This is a genomic window from Acinetobacter rongchengensis, assembly GCF_003611475.1.
In the GTDB taxonomy this organism is placed as follows: Bacteria; Pseudomonadota; Gammaproteobacteria; order Pseudomonadales; family Moraxellaceae; genus Acinetobacter; species Acinetobacter rongchengensis.
On the sequence record NZ_RAXT01000011.1, the window covers coordinates 33,459 to 51,319 of the forward strand.

17 protein-coding genes are annotated in these 17,861 nt (G+C 37.5%); 4 read left to right on the forward strand and 13 right to left on the reverse strand.

Annotated features, from left to right (window positions below):
* Positions 1 to 4 precede the first annotated feature (4 nt).
* The 4 genes from D7V20_RS07720 to D7V20_RS07735 form a co-directional block, all read right to left on the reverse strand.
* A complete protein-coding gene (locus D7V20_RS07720) occupies positions 5 to 1,210 on the reverse strand; it encodes an acetyl-CoA C-acetyltransferase (RefSeq protein ID WP_120383731.1) in 1,206 nt (401 codons plus the stop codon).
* Positions 1,211 to 1,527: 317 nt separating this feature from the next.
* Entirely contained in the window at positions 1,528 to 2,046 is a 519-nt protein-coding gene (locus tag D7V20_RS07725; protein ID WP_120383732.1) for a GNAT family N-acetyltransferase, read from the reverse strand.
* A gap of 21 nt (positions 2,047 to 2,067) precedes the next feature.
* Positions 2,068 to 2,532, reverse strand: coding sequence for a GNAT family N-acetyltransferase (locus D7V20_RS07730; RefSeq protein WP_120383733.1), 465 nt, complete (start codon positions 2,530 to 2,532; stop codon positions 2,068 to 2,070).
* Positions 2,533 to 2,705: 173 nt separating this feature from the next.
* A complete protein-coding gene (locus tag D7V20_RS07735; protein ID WP_089606468.1) occupies positions 2,706 to 3,716 on the reverse strand; it encodes an AraC family transcriptional regulator in 1,011 nt (336 codons plus the stop codon).
* Positions 3,717 to 3,926: 210 nt separating this feature from the next.
* Here D7V20_RS07735 and D7V20_RS07740 point away from each other — a divergent pair, with 210 nt between their 5' ends.
* The 3 genes from D7V20_RS07740 to D7V20_RS07750 all read left to right on the forward strand — a co-directional run bounded on the left by D7V20_RS07740 (position 3,927) and on the right by D7V20_RS07750 (position 9,275).
* Positions 3,927 to 5,045 carry a CaiB/BaiF CoA transferase family protein gene (locus tag D7V20_RS07740; protein ID WP_120383734.1) on the forward strand — a complete coding sequence of 373 codons (1,119 nt, stop codon included), beginning with the start codon at positions 3,927 to 3,929 and terminating at the stop codon, positions 5,043 to 5,045.
* Positions 5,046 to 5,483: 438 nt separating this feature from the next.
* The gene (locus tag D7V20_RS07745; protein WP_120383735.1) at positions 5,484 to 6,734 is read left to right on the forward strand and encodes a carbohydrate porin; all 1,251 of its coding nucleotides are present in this window, start codon (positions 5,484 to 5,486) and stop codon (positions 6,732 to 6,734) included.
* 156 nt (positions 6,735 to 6,890) lie between these two features.
* Entirely contained in the window at positions 6,891 to 9,275 is a 2,385-nt protein-coding gene (locus D7V20_RS07750; RefSeq protein ID WP_120383736.1) for a glucose/quinate/shikimate family membrane-bound PQQ-dependent dehydrogenase, read from the forward strand.
* 81 nt (positions 9,276 to 9,356) lie between these two features.
* Here the strand turns inward: D7V20_RS07750 and D7V20_RS07755 are convergent, their stop codons facing one another.
* From D7V20_RS07755 to D7V20_RS07795, 9 genes are all read right to left on the reverse strand, one after another.
* On the reverse strand, positions 9,357 to 9,761 hold the full coding sequence (locus tag D7V20_RS07755; RefSeq protein ID WP_120383737.1) for an NUDIX hydrolase: 405 nt from the start codon (positions 9,759 to 9,761) through the stop codon (positions 9,357 to 9,359).
* Between the two features lie 4 nt (positions 9,762 to 9,765).
* A complete protein-coding gene (locus D7V20_RS07760; RefSeq protein ID WP_120383738.1) occupies positions 9,766 to 10,935 on the reverse strand; it encodes a low temperature requirement protein A in 1,170 nt (389 codons plus the stop codon).
* Positions 10,936 to 11,127: 192 nt separating this feature from the next.
* Positions 11,128 to 11,592, reverse strand: a complete 465-nt coding sequence (locus D7V20_RS07765; RefSeq protein WP_120383739.1) for a YybH family protein — start codon at positions 11,590 to 11,592, stop codon at positions 11,128 to 11,130.
* A gap of 351 nt (positions 11,593 to 11,943) precedes the next feature.
* Positions 11,944 to 12,285 carry a YegP family protein gene (locus D7V20_RS07770; RefSeq protein WP_120383740.1) on the reverse strand — a complete coding sequence of 114 codons (342 nt, stop codon included), beginning with the start codon at positions 12,283 to 12,285 and terminating at the stop codon, positions 11,944 to 11,946.
* 279 nt (positions 12,286 to 12,564) lie between these two features.
* Positions 12,565 to 12,909 carry a zinc ribbon domain-containing protein YjdM gene (locus tag D7V20_RS07775; protein ID WP_120383741.1) on the reverse strand — a complete coding sequence of 115 codons (345 nt, stop codon included), beginning with the start codon at positions 12,907 to 12,909 and terminating at the stop codon, positions 12,565 to 12,567.
* A 100-nt stretch (positions 12,910 to 13,009) separates the two neighbouring features.
* Positions 13,010 to 13,351 carry a DUF488 domain-containing protein gene (locus tag D7V20_RS07780; protein WP_120383742.1) on the reverse strand — a complete coding sequence of 114 codons (342 nt, stop codon included), beginning with the start codon at positions 13,349 to 13,351 and terminating at the stop codon, positions 13,010 to 13,012.
* 137 nt (positions 13,352 to 13,488) lie between these two features.
* Positions 13,489 to 13,935 (reverse strand): SRPBCC family protein, encoded by a 447-nt coding sequence (locus D7V20_RS07785; protein WP_120383743.1) that lies wholly within the window; start codon positions 13,933 to 13,935, stop codon positions 13,489 to 13,491.
* A gap of 435 nt (positions 13,936 to 14,370) precedes the next feature.
* Positions 14,371 to 14,739, reverse strand: a complete 369-nt coding sequence (locus D7V20_RS07790) for a ribonuclease E inhibitor RraB (RefSeq protein WP_120383744.1) — start codon at positions 14,737 to 14,739, stop codon at positions 14,371 to 14,373.
* A 362-nt stretch (positions 14,740 to 15,101) separates the two neighbouring features.
* Positions 15,102 to 16,112, reverse strand: a complete 1,011-nt coding sequence (locus D7V20_RS07795) for a metallophosphoesterase (protein ID WP_120383745.1) — start codon at positions 16,110 to 16,112, stop codon at positions 15,102 to 15,104.
* 94 nt (positions 16,113 to 16,206) lie between these two features.
* Here D7V20_RS07795 and D7V20_RS07800 point away from each other — a divergent pair, with 94 nt between their 5' ends.
* Complete coding sequence (locus tag D7V20_RS07800; protein WP_120383746.1) at positions 16,207 to 17,838, forward strand: phospholipase D family protein; 1,632 nt, start codon at positions 16,207 to 16,209, stop codon at positions 17,836 to 17,838.
* Positions 17,839 to 17,861: the final 23 nt, after the last annotated feature.

Consider the following 17,861-nt stretch of genomic DNA (forward strand, 5'->3'; position numbering starts at 1 on the left):
CTCCTTATACCAACTCAATAATGGTCGCAATACCCATGCCACCACCCACACATAATGTTGCCAAACCACGCTTTTTGCCTTGGCGTTCTAACTCATCCAGTAATGTTCCAAGAATCATCGCACCCGTCGCGCCCAATGGATGCCCCATTGCAATTGCACCACCATTGACATTGACTTTTTCAGCAGGCACTTTTAATTCCGTCATAAAGCGCATCACCACAGATGCAAAGGCTTCATTGACTTCAAATAGATCAATATCGTCAATACTTAGACCAGCTTTTGCCAATGCTTTACGCGCAGCAGGTGCAGGCCCAGTCAGCATAATCGTCGGATCAGACCCAACTAAAGCCGTTGCCAACACTTTGGCACGTGGTTTTAAACCTTGTTCTTTGACCGCTTTCTCAGAAGCCAATAAGACTAATGCAGCACCATCGACAATACCCGATGAATTACCTGCATGATGCACATGATTAATTTTTTGCGCTTCTGGATATTGTTGTAATGCAATCGCATCAAAACCCATTGCACCCATCATTTCAAAACTAGGATTCAGTTTTGCCAAGCCTTCCGTTGTTGTTGAGGGTTTGATAAATTCATCTTGATCTAAAATGGTTACGCCTGCTTTATCTTTGATGGCAACTACAGATTGATTAAAATAACCCGCAGCTTGCGCAGCAGCAGCTTTGCGTTGAGAATTTGCTGCAAAGGCATCAACATCGGCACGACTATAGCCATCCAGTGTTGCGATTAAATCCGCCCCAATCCCTTGCGGAACAAAATGTGATTTTAAATTCGTTTCAGGATCAAGCGCCCACGGCCCTCCATCCGAACCCATTGCAATACGTGACATCGACTCGACACCACCTGCAACAACAATGTCTTCCCAACCTGAACGTACTTTTTGCGCTCCCATATTCACAGCTTCTAAGCCTGATGCACAGAAACGGTTAATTTGTACACCTGCAACGTCATTGTCCCAACCCGCAGCAATCGCTGCAGTTTTGGCAATATCACCCCCTTGGTCTGCAATAGGTGTGACGCAACCCAAGACAATATCGTCCACTTTCGAAGTATCTAAATGATGACGATTTTTCAATTCATTCAACAATGTGGTCAATAGCGTAATCGGTTTCACCTCATGCAGTGAACCATCTTTCTTTCCTTTTCCGCGTGGTGTGCGAATAGCGTCAATAATATAAGCCTCGCTCATAGCTGTTCCTTTTTATGACTTCTAGATTGTTATGTGTTTCGAGTGTACTTTATAACGTTGAGAGTGCAATGACGAGAATGGAAAAGTCCGTTGATATTTTTTGTCAATTACACATTTCCAAATATTGATATTTTATATAACAAATCAATAATTTATAAATTTTTATTAGAAAAATAATGTGTAGAATAAGTGAAGGACGAATATTGAATAGGATATTGATTTAAACTTTTAGAACACACGAACTCAAAACAAAAGGTCATAGATCAATATCCCTAAAAGAATAGTATTAAATCGAAATCCCCTTCAAATGACTGATTTTATTGAATGGTCAATCGCATTGCACATCGACTTTCTCGAGAAAAACCAAAAGCAACTTCGTTGTTTAATGCATTTTGAAGATATAGTGGTAAATCGCATTGATTGATCATTTGGAAACCCAGCTTTTCATAAAAAGGACGATTCCAAGCCACATTGACAAATGTCGTCAAACTCACTGATACAAAGCCATACTGTTGAGCATAATCAATTGCATATTCAATCAATTGACGACCAATGCCCTGCTTCTGAAAATCCAGATGGACATCCATTTCGATGATATAAAAATCCTGACCTTGTTTCTGTGCATATAAGAACCCAACAGGTTGATCTTGTGCATTCACGATCACAAATGAGTATACATTCGCAATCAATTCAAGATGAGTATCCGCTGATAAAACTGGACTTTTAGCAATCCATGCTAATTCAGGTATGTATAGAAATGCTTGAGCAGCAGACTTCTCAATTTCAACGAGTTTTTCAATATCTAAAGGGTTTATCGCTCGAACAGAATAAGTCATGTTTTAGGTCTATTCCCTTTATTATTGTGCAACCAAATTTAAATGAAAAAATTGATTAAACTCAGAGGCTTGATAATCTGAAAATGCCTCACCTTTCTGAAAACCAAACTTTTTATACAGTGTAATGGCTGGCTCAAAAGATGCATGCGTTCCTGTTTCCAAACTCACTGTTTGATAATGATTCTGCTGTGCGATCTCTAATAAATGTTGCAAAATTTGGGTTGCTGCGCCTTTACGTAAATGATCAGGATGGGTTCGCATAGACTTTAATTCGGCATGTGTGGGAGAAAGTTGCTGAATCGCACCACAAGCCAACAGTACTTGATCTTGCCAAAGGGTATAAAAATTAATATTCGGTTTTTGCAAACCTGTTAAATCCAATGCAAAACTATTTTCAATCGGTGATGTTTCATGCATACCTTGTAGGTGAATACGCAGTAAATTTTGCACCTGTAAATCATCAAAATCGCCCAATTGGATTCTCATCGACTCCCCTTCCTTTACTTTCTGATTTTTAATATTAAGTACATCATGTTTTATATCAATATCACACTTCTGCTCTTGTTATACAACAAAAAATTGGCGTAAAAAAGCCCAAGTGGCCTTGGGCAGAAAACTGAAAACTATTCTAAAACTAAACTCAAAATTTCAAGCAAAACTTAATGATAACCATGCAACTGACGATACAGACCTGGTGTCACGCCTGTCCATTTCTTAAATGCACGGTGGAATGTACTGGTTTCACTAAAGCCAACTTGTTGAGCGACATCTTCCAAAGTTAAATCAGGATTGAGCAATAAATGAATGGCAGCATCACGGCGTAAAGCATCTTTCACCCCCTGATAACTCTTCCCTTCCGCAGCCAAACGACGACGTAAAGTTTGAGGAGATAAATACAACATTGAAGCGACATCATTCAAGGTTGGCATTTCTTCACCAATTTGGCTCTTTAAAACATCACGAATGCGTGAGGTCAATGAATTGGTATTTTTAAATTTCACCAACAATTGAGCTGGCGCAGCTTTCAAAAACTCTTCCAAACTTGCTTCGTTTTGACGAATCGGTAAATCTAGATAATCCGCAGCAAAAGTGATTTCTGTACGTGGCATATCAAATTGCATCACTGGTGCAAAAAACAACGCATCATATTCATCTGCATGACTTGGACGTGGATAACCAAAGTGCACACGCTCTAAAGGAATACGACGCTCAATCAACCAAGAGGCTAAACCATGCCAAATCATCAACATACTTTCTGTAATGAAATGATCAGGATCCATGGTTTTTGGAATCAATGGAACCAAACGCGCTTCATGTTTATCGCGTTCAACAGCAACCGACCATTCATCGCCAAATAATTTATAAAATTGAGATGAAAGCTCCAAAGCTTCACCCAATGTCTTGGCATGAATGATCAATTGACACATGATTGCAAAAGAACCCAAGCGTCGTGGTTGAATATCAAAACCAACATGCTCGTCTTGGGTGACAAGCCATAACATTTTAACAAAGCGTGTATATTGCTCTGGAGAAATACGTGCTTTAGGTTGACGAAGTAATTCTGCCTCTATGCCCACATGTGAAAGTAAGGTGTCAACATCCATTCCTAGACGCTTTACGCCTGTTAGGGCTGCATTCACAAAATGGATACTGATCGTATCACGGCTCATGTTAAATCCTTCAGTTTCTTTGATGTTCACTAGAGTTGACCTAAATGACGCTAAAAAATGTTTAATTGGCGATTTACAACACTGCTTATCACCTTTTTACATCTTAAATTGCCGAAATGATCAAGGTAAATGGCTGAACATGACATTGTTATATAAGTTTTATATTTCTAATATAAGGTAAAAATCAATCTAAATTTGGTAAAAATCATTATGACAACAGCTTTAAAGGGATTGAAAATACTCGATTTTTCAACATTATTACCTGGCCCCTTTGCGACGATGTACCTTGCAGACATGGGGGCAGAAGTGATCCATGTTGAATCACCGACACGCCCAGATTTAGTCCGCTTATTCCCCCCTTATGCCAATGGACAAGCCACATCTCACAGTTATTTAAACCGTAATAAACAATCTGTCGCCTTAGATTTAAAAGATCCAAAGAATATTGAACGGATTAAACAAAGAATTTCCGAGTTTGACATTGTGGTTGAACAATTTAGACCAGGTGTCATGCAACGTCTTGGTTTGGACTACCACACACTTGCAGAAATAAATCCTAAATTGATTTATTGTTCCATCACGGGGTATGGACAAACGGGCTTATATAAAGACAAAGCTGGGCACGATATTAACTATATTGCATTATCAGGTATTGCAGGTCATAGCGGTCGCCAAGACAGTGGCCCACCGCCAATGGGTATCCAAATTGCAGATGTTGCAGGCGGTTCATTACACGCTGTGATTGGAATCCTAGCTGCGGTTACAGAACGTCAAAACAGTGGAATGGGGCAATACATTGATATTTCAATGACGGATTGTGTTGTAAGTATGAATAATATGGCAGCAGCAGCAAATCTTGCAGGTGGACAGCATCAAAAAGTAGAAGCTGAACAGCTCAATGGCGGTACCTTTTATGATTATTATCAAACACAAGATGGTCGTTATATCTCAATTGGTAGCTTAGAGCCACAATTTATGAATGGTTTAGCCACGACCTTAGATTTACCATTACTCCTTGCAAAAGGTGCTTCTTTTGATTCTGATGATCGCAAGGAAGTTAAACAAGCAATTCAGAATAAGATTGCAAGCAAAACATGGGCTGAATGGAATCAAATTTTTAGTCAGCTCGATTATTGTGTAGAGCCTGTTTTAACCCTAGATGAAGCTTTAACATCCCCTCTCGCCACTGAACGTAATTGGATTGTAGAGGTTCCATTGAAAGCTTACTCGGATCAAAAAGAACCACAATTGGCATGTCCTATTAAGTTTTCTCGCTCACAAATGCGTTATGACTATATTGGACAAGAGCTAGACGAAGGTAAATGGTAAACCGATTGTATAATCAATGAATGTTTCGATTTGAAATGACTGAAACTTAATCCATTCAAATAATTCACCTCATTTTTTAAGCAAATGATATGTGTAATCAATTCAAGCTGTGATTACACATATGCTTTAGAACATACAAATTGTCTATTTTTATATTAAACCGCTATTTTCACTTAGATCTTTTTCCAATAATAAAAAGCCTTGAGATTACAAATCTAAAGCAAGAAACATTCTGTCGATAAGATGATCTAAGTTTATAAAAAAGCACAGAAGAAGAATAACTTAAGGCCTTCAACTACTCTTAAAATAAGTATAATTTTATCAATATGTGATAAAATATATACAAAAGTTACATAAAAAATCTAAAAATAATGAATCCTTATACAAAACAAGAGTATCATACATAATTAGTTACAAATGTTATCGAGCTCACTCAATATGAATAAAACTAAAGGTTATTATTGGGCATTCGGCCTTTTATCATTAAGTTGTTCATTGTCTAATGCACATGCAGCCGAAGCATTTGATGCAAATAGCGCATGGATGTTTGGTGACTGGAATGGTAAACGAACTGAATTGCAACAAAAGGGTTATGACTTTAGCTTAGGATATACAGGTGAACTGGCAACATTACTTGATTCAGATCAGCATTCAAGTCACGGCACTGAATATGCAGACCAATTTGCTATTGGTGCGCATTTAGATTTAGAAAAAGTTCTAGGCTGGCAAGACACTGAAGCTCAAATCACCATCACTGAACGTAATGGCCGCTCGCTCTCTCAAACTTCAGACGCTTTAGCAGGTCATCTTAGCTCAACTCAAGAGGTTTGGGGACGCGGTCAAACCTGGCGTTTAACTGATTTTTGGATCAAGAAAAAATTCTTAGATCAAAAGTTAGATATTAAAGTCGGTCGTTTTGGTGAAGGCGAAGACTTCAATAGTTTTGACTGTGATTTCCAAAACCTTGCCCTATGTGGTTCTCAAGTCGGTAACTGGGTTGGTGACCAATGGTACAACTGGCCCGTCAGTCAATGGGCTGCTCGCGTTAAGTACAACATCCAACCTGATTTATATGCACAGGTTGGGGTTTATGAATACAACCCAGAAAATTTAGAACGTGGTAAAGGCTGGAACCTCAGCACAGATGGTTCACATGGCGCCATTATTCCTGCTGAAATGGTATGGCAACCTAGCGTCGGTATTGCCAAACTACCTGGTGAATATCGTCTAGGTTATTACTACAGTACTGCGGATGCACCTGAAATTCTACACGCAGGCAAAACCTCACATAAACAAGGGGTTTGGGTTGTTGCTAAACAGCAATTCACCACACATAACAACGACAAAAACCGTGGTTTAACAGGTTTTGTCAATGTCACAGTGCATGACTCAGATACCAACCACGTTGCTAATATGCAAAATATTGGACTTGTCTATAAAGGTGCTTTCGACGCTCGACCTCAAGATGAAATTGCATTGGGTGTGGCTCGTATTCGTATCAATGATGACGTCAATGACACTCAAGTCCTTCAACAAAATGAAGAATACAATGCTGAACTCTATTACGGTGTTCATGCGACAAATTGGCTAACCATTCGCCCAAATATTCAATATGTACATCATGTTGGAGCATATAAAAATGGTGAAAATGCATGGGTTGGTGGTATCAAACTCCAAACCGCATTTTAGTTTATAGATAATAAATATTTCCGTTGCCTGTCTTTTTAATGTTTCCGATTCCTGCGACTGAGATATTTAAAATCTAGAAATTTAAGCAAAGTTCCTCATCAAACTTGTGAAAGATCGATGAGGATTTTTAGAATTAAGAAATTATAGGTGGTCATTATGCAAACTCCATCTTCAGGACTCAGAACTTTGACGATTGTGATCGCAATTGTCATGGGTTTGGTCTTATTGATTGGCGGGATATGGCTTGCAGTTTTAGGTGGGTCTTGGTACTACATCATTGCAGGTTTATTCTTTATTGCGACAGCAATTTTATTGCGTAAATTAAACAGTTCAGCATTAATCGTTTATGCAGCATTAGTACTCGGAACAGTTGTTTGGGGACTCTGGGAAGTTGGTTCAGACTTCTTTGCCCTTGCACCTCGTTTAGACATTTTAGGTGTATTTGGTTTATGGTTGCTCATTCCAGCAGTCACTCGTGGTTTCGATGCAAAAAATGCCAAAATTGCCTTATCAGGTACATTGGCAATAACCATTGCTGTTATGGTGTATTCGATTTTTAATGATCCGCAAGAAATCCGTGGGACACTGACAAGTAACCAACCAACACCTGCAGCCATTGAGGGTATCGCCGATGGTGACTGGCCTGCTTATGGTCGTACGCAATCTGGTCTACGTTACTCTCCATTAACTCAAATTAATGAAAAGAACGTAAAAGACTTAAAAGTGGCTTGGGAATATCACACCAAAGATTTTAAAACAGACAAAGATTCTGGTGAAACAACCAATCAGGTCACACCGATTAAAATTGGTAATAGTATGTACATTTGTACAACTCACCAAAAATTGGTTTCACTTGACCCATCAACAGGCAAAGAAAAATGGGTATTTGATCCTCAATTAAAAGCGGATCATACATTCCAGCATTTAACTTGCCGTGGTGTTTCATATTACGATGCTGCCAATACCACTGGTTTTGCAGCCAGCTTACAAAGCAAAAAATCAGCATCAGCAGAATGCCCTCGCAAAGTCATTTTACCTGTGAACGATGGTCGTATCGTGGCAGTCAATGCCGATACAGGTAAAGCATGTAGTGACTTTGGTCGCAATGGCGAAGTTGATTTACAGAAAGATATGCCTTTCCCTTATCCAGGTGGTTATATCCCTACTTCTCCTCCTGTTGTGACAGGTACAACCATTATCATCGCAGGTTCAACGACTGATAACTATTCAACAGAAGAACCCTCAGGTGTAATTCGTGGTTATGATGTAAATACGGGGGCGTTGTTATGGGTATTTGATACAGGCGCAGAAGATCCAAATAAGATTCCTGGACCTGGTCAAACTTATGTACAAAACTCACCAAATGCATGGGCACCATTGGCTTATGATGCAAAATTGGACATCGTTTATGTACCAACAGGCGTAGGAACACCTGATATTTGGGGAGGTAACCGTACTGAATTGCATGAGCGTTATGCAAACTCTATGCTTGCCATCAATGCAACCACGGGTAAATTGGTTTGGCATTTCCAAACAACCCATCATGATTTGTGGGATATGGATGTACCATCGCAACCTACACTTGCAGATATTCAAGATAAAAATGGGCAAACCGTTCCTGCGATTTACGTTTTAACCAAAACAGGAAATGCCTTTGTTTTAGACCGTCGGAATGGTCAAGCAATTGTTCCAATTACAGAAAAACCTGTGCCGCAAACCATAAAACGTGGTCCGCAAACCAAAGGTGAACGTTATTCACCAACTCAACCTTTCTCAGATTTTGATTTAGCACCGAAAGAAAAATTGACAGACAAACAAATGTGGGGCGCAACCATGTTTGACCAGTTAATCTGTCGTGTATCATTCCACAAGCTAAACTATGATGGTATTTATACCCCACCTTCTGAAAATGGTACGTTGGTTTTCCCAGGCAACTTAGGTGTCTTTGAATGGGGTGGTATGTCGGTCAATCCTGATCGTCAAATTGCGGTAATGAATCCAATTGGCTTGCCTTTTGTTTCCAGATTAATCCCAGAAGATCCAAATCGCCCTAAAACAGCGAAAGGTGCTGGTACCGAAGCCGGTGTACAACCTATGTATGGCGTACCTTATGGTGTAGAAATCAGCGCGTTCTTATCTCCATTCGGCTTACCATGTAAACAACCTGCTTGGGGCTATGTCGCTGGTGTAGACTTAAAAACACATAACGTGGCTTGGAAACGTCGTATTGGAACAATCCGTGACAGTTTACCGGGTATTCCATTACCACCATTTAAAATGGGCGTACCAATGTTGGGTGGCTCTATCTCAACAGCAGGAAACGTTATGTTCCTTGGTGGTACACAAGATAACTACATTCGTGCAATTAACGTCAGCAATGGTGATGAACTTTGGAAAGGTCGCTTACCTGCGGGTGGTCAAGCAACACCAATGACTTATGAAAGTAATGGCAAGCAATATGTTGTCATCATGGCGGGTGGTCATGGTTCATTTGGTACTAAAATGGGTGACTCTTTAGTTGCTTATGCATTGCCAAATTAAGCATTAAACGGATCATAAAAATAAAAAACAGGTCTTTATGACCTGTTTTTTATTGCTTTATTTTTTTATCGTTTATGCTGACTAAAATGACCGACTCTGCACCTGACCATCAAAAGCCATACAATCTTCAACTCGAACCCTTTGCACAGTTGATAATTCTGCCACATCAAACCATCGGTACTCAGAATGCTCATCACTCAATTGAATGGTTTGCCCTTCTGCAATCTGACAACGAAAAATAAAAGCGTGCGAATTCACCGCTGAATGAAAATAAACACCTGATAGATATTCAATGGAAATATCACAGCCTAATTCTTCAAAGCACTCACGAACTAAAGCTTGGTGAATCGTTTCTCCTTGATCCAAACCACCACCAGGTAATCCCCATGCGCAACCCGCATAAGTCGCTTTCAATAGTAAAACTTGATGACATGTATTCACAATAACAGCATGTGAACTTAAACGATAAAAATCGTGAAACCCCATTGGCTTATTTCGCTAAAAAACACTTGGAAAACATTAAACGCAATGCATAGACAACAGCAATTGCAAAAACACAATAACCTAAACTAGGAATAAACATCGGAATGCTCAATACGATGGCAGCCGATACTGGATAAATCCATTTTCTAAATCCAGAAAGGTGATAAATATCCTGCAAAAACCACAAGCATCCACTATAAACAACGAGAGAAATCGCAATAAAATAGGCGACCAATTCTGATGAAACTTCTGCTTTATGTGCGATGACATCTACAGCTGCTGCTAGACCTGCGCCTAAAGCAGCAATACTCACAAAAATAAAAAAATGACCGTAGCCCCAAATAAATGTGCGTTTTTTACTGGTTAAATGGTCTGCAACACTATGGTCGAAATAAGCCCACCACATGGTAAACATGATCAATAAGCCCCCTATTGTAAGAAACCAGAGCTCTTTACTGAATAATGCATTATTCATTGCATCTGAAATTGCAGCAAAACAACCAATAATCGATTCGCCCAAGACAATAATCGTCAATAAGCCATAACGTTCTACAATATGATGCCGATGCCATGGCGTCATATCATTGGTTTCAGCAAAAAATGGAATACTTAATTCCACCAATGCAAGCAAGACAAATAAATAGATCGTGAAATGAATTGGGCTAAATTGAAAAAATAACCACAGAATTTGAACAGCAATAATACCAAAAGCATATTTTAATGCGATCTGCTTTCGCTCAGGATCATGCTTGGCGGCTCGCAGCCATTGTGTGACTAAAGCCAATCGCATAATCACGTAACCAATAAAAATCATGTCAAAATTTTGATGCTGGAAAACGCGTGGAATACCTGCGGCAACCACTAAAGAACCAGTAATTTGGACAAAGGTCATCACCCGATAAAGCGCATCATCATTATCGTAAGCAGAGGCGAACCAAGTAAAGTTCATCCAAGCCCACCACAACGCAAAAAATACTACAATATAAAGTGTTAGACCCTGCGCTAGGTGGTTTTCAATAATACTGTGGTGTAATTGTTGCCCTGCTGTAGCAATGGCCACAACAAAGATTAAATCGAACAATAATTCGAGTGGTGTCGCAGCACGATGAGATTCGTGCGGATTTCTTGCACTTAATGGCCTAAGCCATCCTAGTTTAGATAACTGTGAATTTGGCATTTTGTTTTCTTTATGAGATTATTATCATGATTTTTTCAAATCTTAGCGCGACATACAAGCCCCCAATCACGTTTAAATAATCTCATCTATAAATTTTATTGTATTTATTTTAAATTCTCGTGAATAATACCAAATCATCTAGCTTAAAGTTTTTTAGATTCTATCCCTCAAAACAGCCAAAGCTGTGAGAGATTAAACCACCAATCTCAATTTTGGATTATCTTTCAAAACAATCGCTTTTCCTGTCATCATATCGACTGGCATTGAAATGTGCTGATGCACCACCAACCAATGTCCTTGCTGTTTTTTTAGACAAAGTGTAGTACGACACCAAGGCATTTTTATTGTTTCTTTCAATAAATTATTTTCAATTTTAGAGTGACAATGCAAAACCGCTAACCCTTCTGAAGCATAAATTTTAATGTCACGGCGTACAATTTGCACATCAGTATTAAAATACGGACTGAACTTTTCCCATTCTTGTTTATATGCATTTATACCATCTAACTGAGTGCCCACATCAAATAAACTAATATCATCTGCACATTGGCCCAATAAACACTCAACTTTTAGACCTATAATAGCGTCATCCCATAACTTTATTTGCAACAATACTTCATCCGCAATTTCTCGATCGCCATCAATTCTAATTTTCATTCCAAAGACTCCGTTATTGTTATTTGTGACACATTTATCATTATATTAACATTATGAGAACAAATTTGTACATTACTTTAGTAGGATTTTAAAAATTTTTTTTATTATTTGGAAAATCATTTTTTGTATTTTTTCATAAACTTATATTACTTTAAATTCTAGTTTAACAATATGCTTATGTTATATCAGCTTTTTAAGTCAATCTTTACTCATCCAATGAGTAGAACCTGGTTTTATATACTAATCATGAAAAAATAAAACCAAATGAATTTTCCATATATTCAAGTAAAACTAAAAAAGCATGCCTTTTGGCATGCTTTCCGTTCACTCAATAACAACTATGTGTGCTCATTAAGCATCTAAAGTTAAGTCTTTAATTTTTTCTGACGGCCCATTTTTCTTTACAGATTCTATGCCATTATCTCGAGCAGCATCACCTGAATAAAACTGACTAGTTCCAATAATCTGATGATTTGCAGCTTTTAAATTGAAATAAGGTTTGCCATTCTTCGCCTCTAAACGGTCATATCGTGCATCATCAACACTATTTTTCTGTACAGATGCGATCCCGTTTGAAGCAGAAGCTTTTGCCTTATACAGTTCACTCGTCAGGATCACTTCCCCATTTCCAGCTTTCAATACAAAACGGTATTGACCGTCTTTTGCTTGACTAATTTCATACCATCCCGACATGCTCGTTACCTCTTGATTATTTTCAGTTCTTGTATTTCACAGCGTTGTATTGAATATAAATGACGCCACTTAGCTAAAATATAAATGATTTACTTAGCTTCTAAAGCATATTTTATTGTTTATAAATGTAATTTCGTTAGGCCAATATAATGCATATTCTTTAACTCATAGTTTGAACATACAACCTCATAAAACATTCAAGTATCTGATTATCTTATATTTAAAAATCAAAGCTCTATGTGGCGACACATTGAGCTTTGATACGAAAACAGTTAAGCATTATGCTTTTTTAACAAATTCGGATTTCAACTTCATAGGCCCGATCCCCTCAATTTTACAATCGATATCATGTCCATCGCTTGAATCTACAAGCAATCGAATATTTTTTACTTTGGTACCTACCTTGACAACAGAAGAGGAGCCTTTGATTTTTAAGTCTTTAATCACAGTTACCGTATCGCCATCCTGTAAAGTATTCCCAACGGCATCTTTGATAATTGTGGTTTCCTCAATTGCCGTTGAATCTGCCTCTTTCCATTCATGCGCACATTCAGGGCAAATCAATACAGCATGATCTTCATAAGTATATTCAGAGTTGCATTTAGGACAGTGAGGTAAAGACATAAAAATCTCAAAAATAGTTAAAGTTAGCATTATAACATTGTTATGTTTTTCACAGTGTTAAATCACCTATATTTTCTATGGGATTTTACTTCTCAAGCTGCTATAAAATATCAATCAATACTGTGACATGGCTGTGGTCTATATTTTTCACAGCGGATATTAAGGTCACACTTTCTTTTTGAATCATATCTCTTAAGGTATTTAATACTGTAGTGGCATCGGAGAGTTCAGCTCGATATTTTTGTTCAAACTCTTCCCAACGATTTTCCATGTCTTCGTGATACCATTTTCGTAGCTCATTTGAAGGGGTAATTTCTTTCGGCCACCAATCAATTTGAGCAAGCTCTTTTTTAATCCCACGGGGCCAAAGTCGATCGACCAATACTCGCTTGCCATCCGACGCGGATACTGCATCATACACTCTCTTGGTTTGGATACTCATACTTGCCCCGCTATAAAATTGATAGTTTAAAGCTCAAAAAACTTCTCTTAAAAATCAGTTATTAACAATAAAAATCAAATCTATATAAATTTAATTTAAATTAGCTTTATATAAAATAGAGAGAGTTTCAGATCAATTTACTGATCTGGAATGGTTGGATTGACCAATAAACCGAATAATTGTAATGACTCTTGCCATCCTAAATAACATGCTTCAACTGGAATCACATCTGGAATACCTGATTGGGTAATATTCACTTCTGTACCAACTAAAACTGATTTTAATTCAATGACAACCTCAATTCTCCCTGCTAATTCAGGGTTATCAAATTCATCAAAATAACGGATAAGTTGATTAGGAATCAATTCTTCATACATCCCCCCAAATGAATGGGTTGAACCTGTAGAAAAATTGGTGAAAGACATCTTATAGGAACCATCCACTTTAACATCACTATGATGTACTTTTGCCGTAAACCCATGTGGAGGCATCCATTTAACCCATGCATCTGGATCTAGAAATGCACGATAAACACGTTCAGCAGGCGCACTAAATACACGATGTAATTTTACAGTATTACTCATATTCGAATCCTTGAATTTTATTTTTTGATGGACATTCAGTGTACTGCTAGCTCAAATTTTATATGTATATTTTTTATTTCCTATGATGTTCTTGATTAGAATATTGGGTGCTTAAATCTCACCGAACAAACCGTGTATTTTTAAAAACAAAATCAGCGAATTAAAAATATAATGATTTATTTCAAATCATTACAATCATTGAAGCATCTATTGATTGAAAGATAAAGCGATCGCCACTAAACACATCAATACATGTTTAATACTTATTTTATTTTTTTAGAGTGCACTGAAATTAATATATTGATCAATCTAATGCAACGATTCTTAGTTCATCATATAAAATAAATCATTTATTTTAGCGTGATATCGACGAGCAACATCACGCTTAAAGCTTTGAATGTTCAGCGATCAGCTCATGATTATTTTGGTAAAGTCCTATTCTTCTTCATCTAAATCCTCAAAAACATATGCTGTACATCCCCATCCATCATACTCACCTTCAAATTGCTCAGCAATTTTGGTAAACCATTGTTCTAAATAAACAATATCTTCATACTCAGGGAGTAGATTGACATAAACGGTAATCACCCATTCATTGGGTTCCACATCTTCATCTAGATAAAGAGAAATTTTTTGCTCTTCATGTAAAAGATAGATTGCACAGGTTTCTGCTGCCTGTCTTGTTTTAAAATACATAGAGAATTCAACTTCATGTATTTCTTCTAGATCATCACCATCTTCTTGCATTTGCCAAAGTAAATTACCGTTATCGTCTTCAGGAAATTTTGCATAATCGCGAGTCATGGTTTCACCCTCTCTAGGTTTTGATCGTTTGTTTTAGCTGTACTTCGTTGAGATTAACAATGTTTTATGACAATTTATGAATATTCATGATTCACAGACAAATTACTACTTTTATTTAGCCTAATTTTGTAATTATTCTTGATCCCAACTCAATTTCAAAAACACCAATTTACAGAATATTTAGTGCACAATCTAACCTAGATTTTATGCCACTACATTCTGAAAGCTAAAGCACCATCTTGTTATACTCGGAAGATCCCGGCGAGATCAAAGTTCCTTACTATAATGATCTATACTTACTATACGATCCTATAAATGTTGTCATGATTTATCAAATGAAAGATTTCTAATATCTAAACGCATTAATTTAATTCAATAATATCAATCGTTGGTGGCACTCTAAAACGGAAAGGCACACCCACCATTCCCGTACCGACACTCACAAAAACATCTGCATTTTCATGCTGATACAATCCTCTTTTATGTCCCAAAATAGATACTTTCTTCATGATATAGCTGGTTAGCCAAGGCAGTTCCACTTGTCCACCGTGGGTATGACCCGACAACATTAACGGGCGTGTAGGCAGTTTCGGAACCATATCTACAGTATCTGGATTATGTGACAAAATCAGCCAAGGTTTATCTTGCGGAAGTTGAGGCATGTAGCGCATATCCGCTTTGCCTGCCCACAAATCACCAATGCCTATAAGGCGAAATTCATCAAACTCGACAATTTGACCTTCAATATCCATCACATCATTGATCTCTAAAGCATGCGCTAATAAGGTCTGAATAGGTGGCCCTGGATACTGTTCATCATGGTTACCATTGACTGAATATACAGGTGCTTGAATCTCTTTTAATATGGCCAGTTCTTCTGCTAATTTATTTTCAGGTTCATAGGTCCAATCCCCTGCAACTACAACAAAATCAGGTTGTTCCAAATTCACTTTTTTAACAATTGTTCTGAGTTGGCGCTCATGTCCTGAAAAAAGTCCGATATGCAAATCTGCAAGTAATGCGACTTTTATCGGTTTTTGAAAAGGCTTACGTTCATCAAACTGATACTGTAAGCGCTTAACGTGCACAGTATGAGGCTCAATAAATCGTGCGTAAATCAATAAACTACTAAGTAAAAAAATAAAAATACTTTCATGGATCGAAAAAATTCCGATCCAACCTGCATAAATGTTAAAAAAGAACAACGGAATTAATAAATAAGAAAGGTAAAATGCCAATAAATGAACAAAAGACTTGAAAGGATGAATCGTTTCAGTTCTTGACTGGCTTAACCATGCTTGAGAAACACCCCAAATTGCAAGCAAGATAAAGCTCATATAAAACATTGAAGTAACATTAAAAGTCATGAACATATTCAATCTCTCAGGTATTTAACACCTGTTAACGCTTATTTATCTTTTCAGCTAAGATAATTATACTCTAGCTCTGAGAGTCGCAGAAAAAATTATGGAACGAATGCTCAATCACAATACGCAAATACAGCAAAAGTATTACACAGGTTCTTCTCGTTCCAAAGGTTTATTGGTGCTGAGTACTTGTTTAGCCCTCAGTTTGTCTGCTTGTACAACGCTGCCCAAACAACAAAATATACAGCCTGAATATGCTTACGATATCAATACCAACGATACGTCTCTAGCTCGAATTATTAGCCCTTTAAAAGAACAAAACCCTGAACTAACGGGTTATCACGTTTTATACGACCCTTTAGAAGCCATTGCAGCACGTATTCATTTAATTGAAAAAGCCGAAAAAACCTTAGATTTACAATATTATATTTGGGATAACGACAAAATTGGTTCATTGGCGCTCTATAAAATGATAGAAGCTGCTGACCGTGGTGTAAAAATTCGTTTATTAATCGATGATAATAATGCAGGCAAAATGGAAGGTGTCTATTTAGCACTTGATCAACATGCCAATATCGAGGTTAAACTGTTTAACCCCTATCGTTTTAGAGGGATGCGCCCTTTAGACATGCTCATCGATTTAAAACGAATTAACCGTCGTATGCACAATAAAACCTTTACTGCCGACAATCAAATTTCTTTGATTGGTGGGCGTAATATGAGTAATCAATACTACAATGTTAGTGATAGTTATCAGTTTTCCGATGTTGATGTAATGCTGGCAGGACAAGCTGTAGATGATATTACCCATTCTTTTGATGAGTATTGGAATCATAGCTATGCATATCCAGTTAGAAATATCGTCAATCACAATGCGTACACACTGCGTTATGAAGGTTTAAAAGATCAATTAACCAAACATTATCAAGAAATTACAACACAAAACTATTTAAATTTAAGTAACCGAACCCATGATTTTGACCAGTGGCTCAATCATAATATTCAATTAGATTGGGTCAAAGCGGAAGTCGTGAAAGACTCTCCTGATAAAATTCAGGCTAAAGCAAAAAAGGAACAGCACCTCAATTTCCAAATGGTTAAACGTTTGGAAACGCCAACCGAAAGTGTTGACTTGATTTCCGCCTATTTTGTACCGCAGAAAAAAGGCGAGAATAAACTGATCGAACTCGCCAAAGATGATGTAAAGGTTCGGGTATTAACCAACTCATTTAAAGCCAATGATGTCGCACTGGTACATGCTTTTTATGCAAAATACCGTGAAAACTTACTGAAAAATGGCGTAGAGCTCTATGAATTTTTACCCGCAGTATCAGAAGAAAATTTATACGCCAATAGCAAAGAAATTTCTAAGAAAACCAAGGTCAGTTTAAAAGGGTTGAGTCGTTCAAGTTTACATGCCAAGCTCATGGCGATTGATAATAAACAAGTCTTTATTGGTTCTTTTAATTTTGATCCTCGCTCTGCCAATTTAAATACAGAAATCGGGGTCATTATTAACAGTCCACCTTTGGCCAATGCTGTGCATAAAACCATGGATGAGAATTTGAAAAAATACGCGTATAAATTGGTTTTAGATTCACAAGATAATATCAACTGGTTGCGTACTACACCGCAAGGGATCACGACCTTTAGCAAAGAGCCTAAAATGAAATGGTGGCAAAAAGCTGGGATTAAAGTGATTTCATGGCTACCAATAGAAGGCTTTATGTAAAAGCCTTCTTGTAAAAATGAAAT